General features: G+C 54.2%; 10 protein-coding genes. 7 read left to right on the top strand and 3 right to left on the bottom strand.

Going from position 1 to position 17,812, the window contains the following annotated elements:
* The first annotated feature begins 44 nt into the window (after positions 1-44).
* Together V8I28_RS09715 and V8I28_RS09710 are read left to right on the top strand one after the other, a co-directional pair.
* Positions 45-929 (top strand): hypothetical protein, encoded by an 885-nt coding sequence (locus V8I28_RS09715; protein ID WP_341779929.1) that lies wholly within the window; start codon positions 45-47, stop codon positions 927-929.
* Positions 930-943: 14 nt separating this feature from the next.
* A complete protein-coding gene (locus V8I28_RS09710; protein WP_341779928.1) occupies positions 944-2,968 on the top strand; it encodes a CDP-glycerol glycerophosphotransferase family protein in 2,025 nt (674 codons plus the stop codon).
* 663 nt (positions 2,969-3,631) lie between these two features.
* Here V8I28_RS09710 and V8I28_RS09705 read toward each other — a convergent pair.
* Positions 3,632-4,186: a hypothetical protein gene (locus tag V8I28_RS09705; RefSeq protein WP_341779927.1), complete on the bottom strand. Its 555-nt coding sequence runs from the start codon at positions 4,184-4,186 to the stop codon at positions 3,632-3,634.
* 179 nt (positions 4,187-4,365) lie between these two features.
* Between V8I28_RS09705 and V8I28_RS09700 the strand changes: the two genes are divergently transcribed.
* The 3 genes from V8I28_RS09700 (at position 4,366) to V8I28_RS09690 (ending at position 10,243) form a co-directional block, all read left to right on the top strand.
* Positions 4,366-5,943, top strand: coding sequence for a peptide chain release factor 3 (locus tag V8I28_RS09700; protein ID WP_341779926.1), 1,578 nt, complete (start codon positions 4,366-4,368; stop codon positions 5,941-5,943).
* Between the two features lie 202 nt (positions 5,944-6,145).
* Complete coding sequence (gene yjeM, locus V8I28_RS09695; RefSeq protein ID WP_445928203.1) at positions 6,146-7,636, top strand: glutamate/gamma-aminobutyrate family transporter YjeM; 1,491 nt, start codon at positions 6,146-6,148, stop codon at positions 7,634-7,636.
* Between the two features lie 498 nt (positions 7,637-8,134).
* Entirely contained in the window at positions 8,135-10,243 is a 2,109-nt protein-coding gene (locus tag V8I28_RS09690) for a lectin-like domain-containing protein (protein ID WP_341779925.1), read from the top strand.
* 263 nt (positions 10,244-10,506) lie between these two features.
* Here V8I28_RS09690 and V8I28_RS09685 read toward each other — a convergent pair whose 3' ends face one another.
* Positions 10,507-11,865, bottom strand: coding sequence for an FAD-dependent oxidoreductase (locus V8I28_RS09685; RefSeq protein WP_341779924.1), 1,359 nt, complete (start codon positions 11,863-11,865; stop codon positions 10,507-10,509).
* Positions 11,866-12,095: 230 nt separating this feature from the next.
* Between V8I28_RS09685 and V8I28_RS09680 the strand changes: the two genes are divergently transcribed.
* Entirely contained in the window at positions 12,096-13,529 is a 1,434-nt protein-coding gene (locus tag V8I28_RS09680) for a C69 family dipeptidase (RefSeq protein WP_341779923.1), read from the top strand.
* A 214-nt stretch (positions 13,530-13,743) separates the two neighbouring features.
* Here the strand turns inward: V8I28_RS09680 and V8I28_RS09675 are convergent, their stop codons facing one another.
* Positions 13,744-14,448: a matrixin family metalloprotease gene (locus V8I28_RS09675; protein ID WP_341779922.1), complete on the bottom strand. Its 705-nt coding sequence runs from the start codon at positions 14,446-14,448 to the stop codon at positions 13,744-13,746.
* Between the two features lie 317 nt (positions 14,449-14,765).
* Here V8I28_RS09675 and V8I28_RS09670 point away from each other — a divergent pair, with 317 nt between their 5' ends.
* Positions 14,766-17,375: a cation-translocating P-type ATPase gene (locus tag V8I28_RS09670; protein WP_445928206.1), complete on the top strand. Its 2,610-nt coding sequence runs from the start codon at positions 14,766-14,768 to the stop codon at positions 17,373-17,375.
* Positions 17,376-17,812 lie beyond the last annotated feature (437 nt).

Here is a 17,812-nt window from a genome sequence, read left to right as displayed (position 1 = left end):
AGACTAGGGATTTTTTCTTAGGATACGTAGACGGAGGCAAATACATGCAGCAGTTTATCTTTTTATTGACATCGTTAAATGGGATGCACAAGCCCAACTTCTCCATCCAGCTTCAAAAGGCCCTGCAACGCGGCGTCCAAGTCAGCGTGCTGGTGGCCATGGTTGACTTTGAAGCGGTCTGGACCGTGCGTCAATATCTCAATCAATTGGCGAGAAAGGACGCGCGCGTCAAGTCGGTGCGGCTGATCACACTGGCCGAAATGTTCGCTAAGGAACCCGGACTGGCGTTAACGGCTGCGGAACGACATGCCGTGCAGCTAGACCGTTACGAACAGCGGCTGTTCGCCGACAATCAGGAACAGGTCAAACGGTACTTGGACGCCGGACACATGGTCGCGGAGCTCCGACAGATTGACGACGAGACGCCGATGGTGTTGCGCCAGTACCAGGAGGACCAGCTCACCCAGGTCGATACGTATGGACTGGACGGCACGGTCGTGGGCATCGAGAAAATTCAAAATGAGGTGGCCACGACCAGTTACCTGCTTAACCAGCACGGAGAGGCTGTCTTACGCTTTGTTCGGCATGAACGGCCCGTGGAGCACGTTTACAACTTAAGTGCCACCTCGGCCATGCTAGCGACCGAATTTGAGGACGCTAAGCAGGTGGCTAACGCTGCCACCATGTCTAAGCGCCAATTGGAAAGAGCGGAAGCCAAGGCCATCGATAAGACCCAGGTCATTACGGCCACGGAGGCCTACTATGGCGTGCTCGCCTATTCCAATTACCGGCGCTTCAGCGACATCTATGCCTTCTACCAGGCGGTCTTGAGCCGGCTGCTTACCCCGCAGACGCGACTGTACATTGATTTAGCCGTCAACGCTCATTTCTCGCCACAAATGCCGAATCAGCTGATTTTTAACTACTAAGGAGTTTTTCCATCGTGCGTGCGATTTTATCTGGATTACATCATAAAAAGAATTTACAGGAACTCGAGCTTGAATTGATCGATGTGCCGGAGCCGTTTGACGATCTTGCGGTCACCTTCTTGGAAAAGCAAACCAAGGCGTCGATCACGATTCCCATCAGTAAGGTGCTCAGCGCCCAGGTCGTCCGGTTACGCCTCAGCGCTAGCGACCTGCAATTTCCGGCGGAGGGCCAAAGCGAATTTAGCTGGGAGCTGTACTTGAACTTGCAGCAGCAAAATACGCGGGGCCTGATTCAGGTGGAAAGTGAATACCTGAGTGACCGGCACCAACTGACTCTGACCAGCTACTATCAATTAAATAGTGATGCCAACGGGATGGCTCTCTTCAACATGCATACGGAGCAGGCGCAGGACGAATTCACCATCAACGCGATTAACCTGCAAGACGACCAGCTCCAGGTGATTGGGCCGAGTCGGATCAACAACCAACCGATTACGAACCAACGGCTGGTGCTCAAGAACGTTCAGGCCGATAGCTCGGCGGAATGGCCGATTGCCCACATGACCCTCCACGGTTTGTTCACCGGGTCGATTCCTTTGTCGGATCTGGCCGCGGACAGCACCCAGCAACTCTTTATCCGCTCAACGGTGGGTGGTGAGGACCTCGAACAACGCGTGGTTCTTGCCAAGTCGTTGGCCGGACAAGTCACGCAGGCGATTACGGCCGATCACCGGCTCGTGATCATCGACAAACGTTTCGATAACGGGATTCGCGTGCAGGAGACGGCGGCGCCAACCTTGCCACAACGGCTGGCCAATGTACCGGCCAAGGTCGGTGGGGCGACCAAGTTGCTCTCCATGTTAATGGACAAGGCCAACCTGTTCTACATGCGGCGGTTATTTAAGCGTGGGCACCGGGCCTTCGACCAGCCAACGCTAATCTTCGAAAGTTTCGGTGGTCGCCAAGTCAGCGACTCCCCATACGCGATTTACCGCTTATTTACCCAGCTCTACCCGGGCTTTACCTTCATCTGGTCCATCGACCGGTCGCAGAAGAAATTCTGTAAGGAAAATGGCATTCCGTACGTGATTCGCCGGACGTCTAAGTGGGTGCGGACACTGGAAAAGGCCAGTTTCTGGATCAGTAACGCGCGGTTCCCAGCCTGGGTGAAGAAGCCTAATTACGTTACCTACATTCAAACGTGGCACGGGACGCCGCTCAAGAAGTTGGGACTGGACATCGAAAATGTCTCCATGCCCGGCACCACGACGACCAAGTATCACGCCAACTTCGTGCGGGAAGCCAACCGCTGGGACGCGTTGGTCTCGCCTAACGACTATTCCACGCGAATTTTCCGGTCGGCCTTCGGGTTTAATAACCAGATCTTAAAGGTCGGTTATCCGCGAAACGACGAACTCATTAATAGTACCCGTGAGGACGTGACGGCTCTGAAGCAGGAGCTGGGGATTCCGTTGGATAAGAAGGTCGTGCTCTACGCGCCAACCTACCGGGACAATCAATTTGCCGAGAAGGGGAAGTACACCTTCGAACTGCCATTCTCACTCGATGAATTCCGCGACCGGTACGGCAAGGATGCCGTCTTGGTACTGCGGATGCACTACTTGATTTCCAACGCCTTGGATATCAGTGGGTACGAAGGGGTCGTCTTTGACTTCTCCAACCATCCAAACATTTCGGACTTGTACCTGATCAGTGACATGCTGATTACCGACTACTCTTCCGTCTTCTTCGACTTCGCCTACCTGAAGCGGCCCATCCTGTTCTATCCGTACGATTACCACATGTACAAGGATGAATTGCGCGGGTTCTACCTCGATTACGAGAAGGATCTGCCGGGTGAGATTGCCCACAACGAGCAACAGTTGTTGACCATGATTGGCGAGAAATTAAAGACGCCGGACATGAGCCAAAACCAGAAGTTCATGGACTTCTACCAACGCTTCTGCTCGATTGACGACGGGCTGAGTTCCCTGAAGATCGTGAACTACGTGGTTCAACAGATCGAAAAGCACGGTTAAACGGCTGGATAGCCTGCGCCTGTCAGGGGTTCCGCCTGCTGTGGGGAACCCCTCCAGCCAAAGGGCGGGCTTCCGGCTCGCTTGGAAGCCTCACCCAGACCGTGAGTCTCCCAAGTCGTCCCATGCCGTAACCTGGCAAATAACGCCAGCTAACGGCATCGACACGGCTGGCTCCACCCCTGACGATCTCCGGCAGGCAGCGGTGGTTGTGACGTTGTCCGACTGGGTCACTTGGATCAGAATGTCCGTACACGTGAATCGTTTGAAAAATCCTGCGGCTGAGGCCAACAATTACTCTGGGTGTAGACGGGCATCGATGCTTTAGTGGCCTGATATTGACTGGCTTCACCGTTTCAGTTGGCATCGTCCCTGACGATTTTCGGCAAGTAGTGGCGGTAGTGACGCGATGTTGGTCATTGTGTCGCTTGGGTTAGCCAATCGTAGTGGCTAGCCATTATCGTAGCCGAGAGTGAAGCCCCAGATGAGCTCAGCCGTGGGATTATCTTAGCGGCGATAGCCGGTTAGATAATGGCGTTTGGAACCGCGTTCCAGCTCATCTGGGGCGAACGGCAAGGCGGTCGGTTCACGACTAGCCCTAGTGATTAAGCTGAATAGACTAAGAGGAGCTCGAGACCGCGGTCTCGAGCTCCTCTGTATTAAAAGTTAGTTGTGAAAGTGCGTGGCCTGTCGATAGGCGTGAGCGCTCAAGCGTTGGGCCACGTGGTCCGGCCGCACGGCGGCCTGGAAGTAGTCGTCTAAGATGAGCCGGTAGTTGTGCTGAACCAGCTTGATGTTGGGCTGCTTCTTGGTCGTCAACTCGCGCTGCGCCGTTTGGGCCAACTGAATGGCCGACTTCGACTGGTTGGTATGCTTAATTAGATAGGTGACGTTCTTACTGGCCTTCTTGGCCGTGGGAGTCACCGGTTGGTCGCTGGCCTGGCTGCTAGCCAGGGAGGCGTGCATGTTGGCCGTGAGGCTGGTAATCTCGTAGTACTGGTTCTTCTTGACCTGGACGTGATCGTAGGTCTTGAACAGCAAGACGTTCAGAAGGGCCGCAATGATGATGAGCCCCGCGCCACTGATGATGACGGCCATGGCCGGGCGGAGGGCTCGGTGCTTGGCCTTGGCCACGAGCAAGCCGACCAGGCCACCCACGGCGACCAGCGCGCCTAGGCTGAAGACTATTTCAATAATGATGGCTTCGGTACTCGCCGACATATTTTCACCCGATTCTCAATGAATTCATTCTTTAATGATACCACGAAATGACGAGGGTGCGGGTTAAAATGGGGCTAGACCGTGAATTGTAACGGTAAATGTGTTAAAATCAAAACGCTGTGCAATTAAAATTTAACGACTATTTAAACTAAAAAAGACTTTGTGAGGAAAAAACAATTATGAGTGAAAATAAATTAGCATCTGCGGTGGATAAGCGCCGGACCTTTGCCATCATTTCTCACCCTGATGCCGGGAAGACCACGATTACCGAACAACTGCTGCTCTTTGGTGGCGTTGTCCGGGAAGCCGGGACGGTTAAGGGGAAGAAGAGCGGTAACTTCGCGAAATCCGACTGGATGGAAATCGAACAGAAGCGGGGAATTTCCGTGACGAGTTCCGTCATGCAATTTGACTACCAGGGCAAACGGATTAACATTCTGGATACCCCGGGACATGAGGATTTCTCGGAAGATACCTACCGGACGTTGATGGCCGTGGACTCCGCGGTCATGGTCATTGACTCCGCCAAGGGGATTGAACCGCAGACCAAGAAGCTGTTCCAGATTTGTAAGATGCGGGGCATTCCCATCTTTACCTTTATGAACAAGCTCGACCGCGATGGCCGCGATCCGCTCGACCTGATTGCCGAATTGGAAGATGTCTTGGGCATCGAAGGCTATCCGATGAACTGGCCAATCGGGATGGGGAAGGAATTAAAGGGGTTATACGACCGCTACCATCACCGGGTTGCCCTGTTCCGGCCTCAGGATCAGGACCACCAATACCTGCCCCTGGACGACGAGGGCGAGTTGGTCACGCACAATGATTTGGAAGAGGACGGCTGGTACCAAGATGCCCACGACAACATGGCGTTGATCAGTGAGGCCGGTAACCAGTTTGACGAGGCCAAGATTGCCAGTGGGGACCAGACCCCCGTCTTCTTCGGGTCGGCGCTGGCCAACTTCGGAGTGAAGACGTTCCTGGAAACCTATCTGGAATACGCTCCACAACCAGCTGCCCACCACACCCAGGAGGATACGGACGTGGCTCCGACCGATCCCGAGTTCTCTGGCTTTGTCTTTAAGATTCAGGCCAACATGAACCCTAAGCACCGTGACCGGATCGCCTTCGTGCGGGTCTGCTCCGGGGAATTTGACCGCGGCATGGACGTCACGCAGGAACGGACCGGCAAGAAGCTTCGGCTGTCCAACGTGACGGAATTCATGGCCGATACCCGTGAGAACGTGGAAAAGGCCGTGGCTGGCGACATCATCGGGCTGTACGATACCGGGAACTTCCAGATTGGCGATACCATCTATACCGGGAAGCAGGCCATCAAGTTTGAGAAGCTGCCGCAATTTACGCCGGAACTCTTCGTGCGGGTGGCCGCTAAGAACGTCATGAAGCAGAAGTCCTTCCACAAGGGGATCAATCAGCTGGTTCAAGAAGGGGCCGTGCAGCTGTACACGTCCTATTCGACCGGCGATTACATCCTGGGTGCCGTGGGACAACTGCAGTTCGAAGTCTTCCAGTTCCGGATGCAAAACGAATACAATTCGGAAGTCATCATGGAACCGATGGGCAAGAAGACGGCACGGTGGATTGACCCCGACCAACTGGACGAACGGATGTCGTCATCCCGGAATCTGCTGGTCAAGGACAACCACGGCGATCCGCTGTTCCTGTTCGAAAACCACTTTGCTGAGCGCTGGTTCCAAGATAAATATCCGGACGTGAAGTTAACGTCTAAGCTATAAACGGACGAGAGTTTGGGGGCAGCCCTGAACTCTTTTTTTATAGGTTAGCCGCGGGCCGTGACGTCGTATGAGAAAAAATTGGATTATCACACGAAAATCTAAGCGGGCTATTACTAAATTAACAGGCGATTGTATGGTTCCTCGGATAAACTGATAAAAGCGCCTTCAATTGGGCAGTTTATAAGGTTTGGGGAGAAATATAATGGCGGAAAATAACAATAAAATCACATTAATGGCGTTAGTCATGATGATTTTTACCACCGTGTTTGGCTTTGCGAATAGTACGGTGGCCTATTTCTTAATGGGATATTCATCCATCCTGTTTTACTTAGCAGCGGCGGTTCTGTTCTTTATTCCGTTTGCCTTGATGATGGCGGAGTACGGTGCCGCGATTAAATCCGATGAGGGGAGCGGAATGTACCAGTGGATGGAAGTGAGTGTGAACCCCCAGTTTGCGTTTATCGGGACGTTCATGTGGTTTGCCTCCTACATCATCTGGCTGGTCTCGACCTCGGCTAAGGTCTGGATTCCATTTACCACGTTATTCTTCGGGACGGATCAAACGCAAAAATTTGCGATTGCCGGGCTGAATGCCACCCAAGTGATTGGGATTCTGTCGTGTCTGTGGATGATTCTGGTCACCTGGGTCTCGATCAAAGGGGTCAAGGGCATCGTCCGGGTGACCAGTCTGGGTGGTCTGGCGGTGATGAGTTTAAATGCCATTCTGTTGGTGGTTTCCGGGGTCGTATTGGCTTTGCGGCATGGCCACATGGCCCAACCGCTTCAACACTTTATGACCTCACCTCATCCGAACTACCAACAACCGATGGGGATTATGAGTTTTGCCGTGTTTGCCATCTTTGCCTACGGGGGCTTGGAAGTCCTCGGGGGGATGGTCGATAAGACCAAGAATCCTGAAAAGACGTTCCCGAAGGCCATCGTTATCTCGGCCATCGTGATTACGCTGGGCTACGCGATTGGGATTCTCTGTTGGGGGATTAGCACCAACTGGAATTCGGTCTTATCCGATCCGTCGACCAATATGGGGAATATTAGTTACGTCATGATGCGGAACTTAGGGGACGTGTTGGGCGAATCCCTCGGCTTGAGCGCCGCCACTAGCACCACGATTGGGCTGTGGTTCGCGCGCTACACGGGGCTGGGAATGTTCCTAGCATACTCCGGGGCCTTCTTCACGCTGACGTACTCGCCGCTCAAGACCTTAATCTTGGGGACGCCGAAGTCTATGTGGCCGAAGAAGTTCACGAAGCTAAACGAAAACGACATGCCTAGCTACGCCATGAAATTACAGTGTGCCGTGGTGATTGTCATCATCCTGTTGGCGTCGTTCGCGTCGACGGACCCATCGGCCTTCTACAATATCTTGACGCTGATGGCCAACGTTTCCATGACGTTGCCATACCTGTTCTTGGTTTACGCCTTTCCAAAGTTCAAGCACAATCACGACATTCAAAAGCCGTTCGAAGTGTACAAGTCACCGGCTTGGACGACCGTGATCAGTTGGGTCGTCTTCATCGTGGTGCTGGGCGCCAACACCTTTACGCTGATTCAACCGGTCTTGGAAAACAACGACCTGCAGAGTACGCTGTGGATGCTGGTGGGGCCAATTCTGTTTGGTTTGCTGGGGGTTATTTGGTACCACGTCCGGCAGCGAAAGGCTTCGCAGGACTAGGCTTGTATAGCTAGGAAAGTTAGGGTTAGTCCGGGATTAAACATTAAAATTCAAATTGATGGATGGTGTTAATTGCTTATTTTGGGGTGATTAACGCCATTTTTCTTGATGATAGGAGCTGGCTTAACGTTCTCAAGTAAGGTTTTAAGCCACCGACCGGCATATTGAGTGCTTTAGAAGTACTACAAAATCAGAGAAATATCCGCAACGTGATCTAAAAGATCACGTTGTTTTTTATTACGATGTTCTGACTGGCCTGTGACCGTCAGTAATTCCGACATCCATGGAACGGCTCCCTTTGCTGGCAGCCTCGGGTAACCCATTGGTCAATCTATCCCCGCCAAAAGCTAGGCATTCATTTTTCGAAGCAAAGTCTTGAGAATTTGACCAATTAGCCAACCAATGGTGAAGGCGTGGTATTCTTTAAGCGAGGAAGTATAGCGTTGTTTAAGCGATTGAGGATCAACACCGTTTGGGGGCGGAAAGGAGCGTTTACCGATGAAATGGAAAACTTGGTTAGGCGTCTTCGCGGGTCTGGGGGTCATCCTCTTAGGGGGTGGAACCGCGCACGCTGATACGGATTACGATAATGCCTTAAAGGCGGCACCCCAGGGGATTTCCCTGGAGAATATTTTCACGCCGGGTACCACGACGACCAATCAGGCGGCGGTAGTGGACACCCCGACCGCCGGGACGCAGGCGGCTAAGGTGAATAACGGCAAGAAACAGTTCGGCGCGCTATGGTCGACCGCCGACAATGCTTTTGATCTGACTAAAAATGAAACGGCCTCCATGTGGCTGTACTTCGGCAATAACGGCAAGAAGGCGGCGGACGGCATGGCGCTGGTTCTGCAAAACGATGATAACGGTCTGGCCGCCACGCCAACGTTTGGCAAGACCGTTTCCGGTGAAACGCTCGGCGTCTGGGGCGTGGATACCGATAAGAAACAAGCCACGGCGGACAAGCTGGCGGCCAGTGCCATTCAGAATAGCTGGGCGCTGGAGTTCGACACGCATTTAAACAGTTCGACGAATTATTCGAATGCCGGAAGTGCCGACTCCTTCGATGGCAAATTGACGGGGCCGCACCTGGCCTACAATTACCCGGGTGAGGTGAGCACCTACCAGATGGTCAAGGCTTCCCAGCTACTCCCATTGCCGGCCTCGGGGTATTACGCCACGCAGACTCATGAAGGCGCTATCACCGGCGACTACACGCTACTGTCCAATGGCGCGTGGCACCACTTGACACTGGATTGGGACGCGGCTGAGCAGCAGATGACCTACACGTTTAATGACAAGGATCCGGCCACGGGCCACAAGCAGGCCGGCATCAGTAAGACGGTCGCCATCGACCTGGCCAAGATTGACCCAGAGAATACGGGTCAGGTTCGCTGGGGCTTTACCGGGGCGACCGGGGACAGCTACGAGAATAATTTAGTCGTGATGGAAAAGATTCCCGGGCTGGTCAACGCGCAGGCCACGACCAAGCTGACGGATGTCACCACCAATCAGGTTGTGGGCAACGGTGACGTCCTCAAGGGCACTCACCAATTCCGCCTGGACTATCGCGATGGTAAACAGTCCTGGAAAGACGTAGCGGCCGCGATTCAGCTGCCGACCGATCTAACGTATGATGACTCGGCCACGATTCACTACCAGAACGGCCAGACGTCCACGGTGAATCTGGCGGGAATGACCGACAATCAGGTGGCCGTGACCCTGACGGAAGCGTTGAACGCGGAAAACGCGACGGCCACGATTTCATTTACCGGAACGGCCGATGACCTGAAGGCGGCGACCACGGTGGCGGCGGATACCAGTCGTTTTACCGCGGTGAACGGTGTGGTCACGGCGGATACGCCGTCGTTTACCGTGACGCCAACGTTGGAATTGAATCTCTTCTCGCTCTCGGGCAGTAGCGTTCAATTGGAGTCCGGCGAAGATGCCATTTTCAAGGGCTTGGTGGTGATTCCGGAAGGGGTTAACCTGCACAACACGGACATGACGGTTAATCCGACGCTGAACGGTCAGGCCCAAGCCGATTTTACGATGGCGGCGGGCGACGACAATAGCAGTGGCCGGTTCAACTATACCGTCCAAGCGGCCAACCTGAAGGCGGGGGCGAACACGTTGAAACTAAACGTTGAGGACCCCTACGGTAACGTGTCGAATACGGTAACCTACACGATTAATGTGCCGGGACAGCTGTTGTTCCAGGAAGTTTCGCCGAACAGTTCCTTTGAAAGCACGAGTCTGACCGGTCAAAAGCAAACGATCAAGCGGACGAAGGATTGGCAAGTGAAGATTTTAGATACCCGCGAAGCCGGTGCCCAGTGGTCGTTGCAAGTGGCCGGAACGAAATTCACGACGGCGGACGGCCGCGAGCTGGCCGGCGACCTCTACTACTACGATAGCGATCAACGCAGTGTGGTCACGACCACGCCGATGACCGTGATGAGCGGAACCTCCAGCGCCAACGATGACGTCACCGATGTGGTTGGCGGCTGGGATGATGAGGCCGGATTGATGCTGGAAGTCAATAGTGACGCCGTCCAAGGGCAGTATGACGCGCAGATCACATGGTCACTGAACAATGTTCCCTGACTAGGGCGACACCGTGGGGACGATCGCCTTTGGGTCGTTGCCAGGTCGATAAAGCCTTAACACAAGCCTGGGCAGGCAATGCTCAGGCTTTTTTCGTCGGTATGGCGTTGACGGTCGGCAAACGCTGGTATGACGATTAAACGGTTAACGGGTGATAAGTAAAACCGACATTTAACGACTGTCGGTGGTCGGAAGGCAAGCAAAAAAGCCATTGTCACGTTAAATCGTGAGCAATGGCTTTGTGGGAAATTTAAGATTCATTTTTACTCGGTAGGGGTCAGCTTAGCCGCCTGTGCCTGTGCGGCCTGGGCCACAATGTTGAGGTAGTTGAACGGCCGGTCGAAGTTTGGCTGGAAGAGCATGTCGACCATGGCCAGGTCGTCAATCGTGTTTTCGTTTTGGATGCAAACGGAAAGGGTGTTGGCGGATTGGGAAACGTCGTATTTACTCATCAGGGCGCCCCCCAGAATCCGGCGTGTCTCTGGATCGTAGACCAGCGACATCAGGACGGGTTCCGTGGTCGGCATGAACTCTGGCCGGTAGTTATCCTTCACGATGACCTGTTCGGCGCGGAGCCCCTGTTGTTCCGCAGCGGCCAGGGTCAATCCGGTGGACACGATGGTCCGGCCGTACAGTTCCAGCCCGGAAGAGGATTGGGTCCCCATGTATTTGACGGTTGGCTTGACTAAGTTCTTACCGACCAGAATGCCTTGCCGAACCGCGTTGGTGGCCAGCGGGATGTAGGCGTTCTGGTGGGTCGGGTTGTAATGGACCGCGGCACTATCGCCGGCCGCGAAGATGTCCGGATTGGAGGAACGCATGTAGTCATCGGTAATGATGGCGCCGTTCTTGGCCATGTCGACCTTGCCCTTCAGCAGGTCGGTGTTGGGCCGGAACCCGATGCATAAGATGGCCAAATCGGTGTCGTAGCTGCTCTGGTCGGTCGTGATGGTCAACCGGCCATCGTCACTGTCGGCGAAGCTTTTGACCGTCTCACCCAAGGCCAATTGAACGTGATTATCCCGGTAGTCCTGTTCGATGACGTCGGTGAACTCGCGGTCGAAGTACTTCGGCATGACGCGGTCCATGGCATCAATCAGGGTAACCTCGTGGCCGGTGGTGGAGTAAGCCTCGGCTAGTTCGGCGCCGATGTAGCCGGCGCCAATCACCGTGATGTGCTTAGCACTCTTGGCTTCTTCGATTAAGGTTTGTGCGTGAGCCCAGTTCTTGCAGAGCTTGACCTTGGCGTTGTCGATGCCCGGAATCTTGGGAACGATCGGCCAAGAGCCAGAGGTCATCACGAGCTTGTCGTAGGTCTCGGTTGTTTGTTCGTGAGTGTTCAAGTCTTCTACCGTAACCGTTTTCTTTTCGGGGTCAATGTTCAGGACGTTATGGTTCATCTGAACGTTGGCGCCTAATTCGGCGAGTTCCTCGGGACTGGAATAAAACAGGCCCTGAGGATCGGCGACCTTGCCGCCTAAGTAGAGCGCAATCCCGCAGGATAGGAAAGAAATGACATCGTTTCGCTCGTAAACGGTGACCTCGGCATCCGGATTCTCAGCTAAAATTTGTTTGATGGCAAAGGTACCAGCATGCGTACAACCAACTACTGTGACTTTCATGATGTAGCCTCCTAGACAAGTTTTAATGATTGAAAATTTCTTCACAAACTGCTTCAAAAAAATATGAATCAGTTGGTTACAACTCTATTTTAGACAATATTGCGTAAATGTCAACACTTTCGTGAAAGTGTTACCATTTTTGACAGAAAGCGCGTGGGTGCACGCTAGCCTTCAGCGGGGGTTAGGCGTACACTAGATTTTGTAAGTTTAAATAAGGAGTGGTCATTCCAATGAAAGCAGCAAAAAATTTAACCGCTTGTACCACGGTATTAGTCGGTAAGCAGGCGACGGTCGACGGATCAACGTTAATCGCTAGAAATGACGATACGTTCTTAGCCCTGACGCCCCAACGGTTCTACGTGCACCCGGCCGAACACGACCAGCCCCAGCGAACCTGGGTTTCCAATCAAAATGGGTTCACGGCCCCAATTCCTAGCGATGGGTACCGTTACCTGGCGACGCCGAACGTGGAAACGGATAAGACAGGGGAGTACGCCGAAAGTGGAATCAATTCACAAAACGTGGCGATGAGTGCCACCGAAAGTGTTTACGGCAATCCGCAAGCCTTGGCTTTTGATCCCCTCGTGGCCAACGGTTTGGCCGAAGATTCTTTGCAAACCATGGTGTTGCCGTACATCAATTCCGCGCGTGATGGTGTGCGCTATCTGGGCAAGCTGATTAAGCAATACGGCTCGCCGGAAGGCAACGGCGTGTTGTTCTCCGACAACGATGAGGTCTGGTACATGGAAATCGTGACGGGCCATCACTGGGTCGCCCAACGCATTCCCGACGATGCTTACGCGGTAGCCGCCAACCAAGTCGCTATCCAACAGGTCACCTTCGATGATCCCGATAACTTCATGTATTCGGAGGGTATCCAGGAATTTGTCGCAACTAATCACTTGAATCCGGACCAAGACGGCTGGAATTTCCGGCACATCTTTGGGACCAGCACCGAAAAAGACCGGCACTACAACACGCCGCGGGTCTGGTTTGGCCAACGTTATTTAAATCCCGAGATTGAACAGGACCCGCAATCCAGCGACCTGCCATTCATCTGCCGGACCAGCCATAAGATTAGCGTGGAAGACGTGGAATATATTCTGAGCTCCCACTACAACGAAACTAAGTACGATCCGTTAGGTCCCGGTGATGACGCCGATCGGCTGAAATTCCGGCCAATTTCCATGAATCGGACGCAGAACTCACACGTCCTTCAACTGAGAAACGACGTGCCTAAGGAAAGCTCCGCCATTATGTGGCTGTGCTTCGGGGTTCCGGCCTTCAGTCCTTACGTGCCGTTCTTCGCTAACGCCACCGACACGGATGATTCCTACAGCCACACGCCGGTTCACCTGGATGACGTGAGTGCTTACTGGATGTACCGGAAGTTGTCGATGATCGTGGAATCCCACTACGTTGACTTCATCGAACAGGATACGGATTACGTTACGGCCGCTAAGGAAAGTCTGCGGACGCACGTGGCCCAAGCCTTGAAGGGTGCCGAAGGTCTGAGCGGCGATGAGCTGACGACCTACCTGACGAAGCAAAATCACCAAGTCACTGCCGACATGCGAAAGGTCACGACCAAGTTCACCAACGACTTGATTGAAAAGGGCTTAACGCTGTCACGGCTGACGTTCAACATGGATAAGAACCTCTAACCTTAAAAAGCGTGTCGCCGGGAATTGACCGGGCGGCACGCTTTTTGTCAGGTGTTCGGCGTTTTTTTAATGTGTGGGACGCCAATCAGCTTAGCCGAATTGCGGTTTCAATTTTTAACAGGGTACAAAATAGACGTGGTCACGGAAACTTTTCCGGTGAGCACGTCTACTTTTATGGGTTTTGCTATTTTGATTGCGTTTGGCAAACACTCGCCTAGCTCTTCTCATAAATCGCCCGGAGACTCTTGAGGTCGGCCGCGGATAGTTGGGTGCGGCCCTGATCGACCGGGGTCATCACCGAGGTCCGATCGGAGCTGTGATCCAGGCCCAGGGCGTGTCCCAGCTCGTGGACGGCCACGGAGAGGTGGTAGGACTGTGGGTAGGTGGCGTTGAGCTTGGCCGTGGCCATATTGGTGGTGAGAATGCCTTGCCAACTGATGCGCTGCGTAATCTGCGGCCCGCCACGCCCCAGCTCAATTAGGCTGCGGTCGCCGGTCTCCTGGTGGTGGTAGACGCCCAGCGTGATGTGATTGGTCGTCTTGCGATGGGCTCCGGCCACGAGCCGCACGATGCCGGTTTGGTTGTAGACGGCGATGGCCCGATTGAAGACCCGCTTCACCCGCGAATCGGTATTGGCGGCGTAGCTGTAGGTGTATTTACGCTGTAGCAACACGCCCTGCATGGCCGTTTCCACCGGGGTGTCCTCGGCGCCGGTCTTCGTGGTGGCGTCCTTGAGGTTGCGGAGAATGTAGCCACTGCTCTGGTAGTTATCGGCCTTCTTTGTGGTCGCGGGCGCAAGAATCGTGGTGAATGCCGAGCGATAATAGGTGAACTGGGTGGAGAGGGTCTGCCAATTGCTCAGAATAAAGAGGCCCACTGCCAGGAGGGTCACAATGAGTAGCCGCCTAATAAGTTTCACGCCAACGCTTCCTTTCCAACCCCGTTGTCTGAACGGGGGAGTTATTTAGCTTGATTCTAGGGGATCTCGTGGACCCTGACAAGCAGTTTGCCTTATAAATTTAGCCCCATCACCGTTTATCCCCGATTATAAATTATTTTATCCCGTGTCGGCCGTAGAACAGCGATGATTCGTCAAAATAGCGTATACCCTTAATAGAAAATACATTGTTCAATCTTTCTTCACAATTTGCCCGTAGTCTGACTAAATTTATCCTGTTTAATAAGAGTATAGTAATTAAACCGATAACTTATTCAATAAACGGAGGCCCATTCATGATGAAGAGAAAAGAGATGACGAACTTAAATTTAACGGCCCAGCAAGGGCTAAACGCGCAAGAAGCGCAGCGGCGATTGGCCGAATACGGCAGTAATCAACTGGTGGCGGCCAAACGACCGAGTATTTGGCGGCAAATCGGGCACCATCTGGCGGACGTCTCCTCACTCGTCCTGCTGTTTGCCGTGGCGTTGGCCAGCTACATGGCACTCTTTCAGGGTGGCGGCTGGACCAAGTCGATTGTGATCGGGTCCATCCTGGTGATTAACGTCATCATTGGGATGTACCAAGAAGCCTCGGCGGAAAAGGCTTTAGCAGCGTTACAGTCCATGAGTTTACCCACCACGACGGTTCGGCGAGAAGACATCGCCCAGACCATTGACGCCAAGGATGTCGTGCCCGGCGACCTGGTCTTATTGAAGGCTGGTGACCAGGTTCCGGCCGACGGGGTGGTCCTGTCCAGTACTAATTTAGCCGTAGACGAGGCCGTTCTGACCGGCGAAAGTGTACCGGTGGATAAGCAGGCCTTACAGACACCGGCGGGCGTGAAAGACGAGCAACAGGTTTTCTCCGGGACGGCGGTGACAGCGGGAACGGCCGTGGTTCAGGTCGTCACGACCGGGATGGCAACTGAATTGGGCCAAATCGCGGGCCTACTGAACAAGACCAAGAAGCGGGCCACACCGTTGCAGGGCCGCTTGAATCGCTTATCCGGCTGGCTGACGACCTTCGCCGTGATGGGTGGACTGGCCATCTTTGCCCTGAGCATTTGGATGCAGAACCAGGGGCTGGCGGATAGCCTGATGATTGGGATTTCACTGGCCGTGGCGGCCGTGCCGGAAACGTTGCCGATCATTGTGACCATCAGTCTGGCCCACGGTGTCAAACGGATGGCGAAGCGTAACGCCATCATGCGGCGGGTCAACGCGGTCGAAACGATTGGTGGCGTCGATGTGATTGCCTCCGATAAGACCGGGACGCTGACGCAGAATCAAATGACTATCACTCACTACTGGACGCCGCAGGACCGGGCGGCCACGCCCGCCGCGGAGCTGACGCATGCCGGTCGGAAGCTGTTACGCTACCTGGGACTGGCCACCAACGCCGAGATTCAAGTGGTCGACGGCGAGGAGCAGAAGGTGGGGGACCCCACGGAATTAGCGATTGTGCGCTGGCTAGGGCAACACGCGGCGAGTCGTGCTGCACTGGAACAGGACGCTCCGCGGTTGGCCGAAGATCCCTTCGACTCAACGAAGAAGACGATGGCCACGCTCCACCAGTTGCCGGATGGCCGGCGTCTGGTCGTGGTGAAAGGGGCCTTTGATCGGCTACCGGTCGATTGGCAAGCGACCGACTACGCACAAGCCAAACGCATACACGATGAATTTGGGCAGCAGGCGTTGCGGGTTCTGGCCGTGGGCTACAAGGTGGTTCCGACCGGTCAGACGGTCGACTGGACGCAACTCACGCAAAACCTGACGTTTGCCGGCATCGTGGGGATGATTGACCCACCACGGCCGGAGGTGATCACGGCGATTCGGGAGGCCAAGGCCGCCGGAATTAAGCCGATCATGATTACCGGGGACCACATGGTGACGGCCGAGGCCATTGCCAAAGAAATTGACCTGTTAACGCCGGGGCAGTTGGTGATGTCGGGCGATGAGCTCCGTACCCTGACGGACGAAGAATTGGCGGCTCAGATCAAGCAGATTGCCGTCTACGCCCGGGTGTCGCCGACCGATAAGATTCGTATCGTTCAGGCTTGGCAACAGACTGGGGCCACCGTGGCCATGACCGGCGATGGCGTGAACGATGCGCCCGCGCTGAAGGCCGCCGATGTGGGGATTGCCATGGGCATCACCGGGACGGAAGTGTCCAAGAGTGCAGCCGACATGGTCCTGACGGATGATAATTTTGCCACGATTATCTCGGCGGTCAAGGAAGGCCGGACCGTCTACCAGAACATCCTCAAGGCCGTGGAATTCCTGGTGGGGGTCAACTTCGCGCAAATCTTCCTCATGGTGGGTGCGGTACTGATGGGCTGGGGCGCGCCACTATTGGCGGAACAACTCCTGCTCATCAACGTCCTGGCCGATGGGATTCCGGGCTTCTACCTGAGTCGCGAGCCCGGCGAAAAGTCGGCGATGCAACAGCCGCCGGTGGCCAACGAGGAAAGTTTATTCGCTCGAGGTCTGGGTGGCCGGTTAGCCACGCGAGCCGTGACGTTTACGTTGCTCACGCTGGGGGCTTACGCCCTGGGCCGCTTCGTCTTATCCGCTAACCAGCCCGCGGTCGGCATGACGGTGACCTTCCTGATTCTGGCGATTGGGTCGATGATTGATATCTACGCCATCAAGGACCGCCAGCCGTTGCGTTGGGCCAGTCTTAAACGGAATCCGCAACTGAATCGGGCGCTAGCCGTGACGATTGGCTTAGTCGTCCTGGTCGCAGTGACACCGGGTCTGCAGGGTCTCTTCGGCTTAGTAAGCTTGCCGCTGAGCGCTTGGATCGTGGTCGGAATCGGCGTCTTCATCCCCACGGTGGTCTTGGAAATCAAGAAGCGCTGGGGTCGCCGCCAGCCGGTACAGTCCAGCCAGTTGTTAGAGGATTAATTAAAGCGTGAAAGCAGAATTAATGCGCTGATTTTCGGAGCAGCTGTCTATCTGTCCACTAAAATTAGCGAAACCAGGAGCCTGCGCTTGCCAAGGATTTCGTCTGCTATGGGGGCCACCTCCAGCCTGGAAAGCGGGCTTCCGGTTCGCTTGGAAGACTTGCTAAACCCGCAAGTCTTCCAAGTCGTCCCACGATAAGGCGGTGAGATCCCGTTATAAAATTGCAAATAACTAAGCGTAACGTCATGAGTCGCATAATGACCATAATTCTAGTCAATTTCGGACGAAAAGTGACCGTAACCCGCGGACAACTGAAATTCTAGTTGTATGCCGCTCCAACTTGTGATACGCTGACAACAGTTGAATAAAGATAAAAACAAGTGAAACGGACAATGCCAAATGGGCAACGCGTGTTCAGCGAACTAAGGGTAGTGCAA

Source organism: Levilactobacillus sp. HBUAS70063 (assembly GCF_038374745.1).
In the GTDB taxonomy this organism is placed as follows: domain Bacteria; phylum Bacillota; class Bacilli; order Lactobacillales; family Lactobacillaceae; genus Levilactobacillus.
This window is presented reverse-complemented; position numbering and strand designations above follow the sequence as displayed.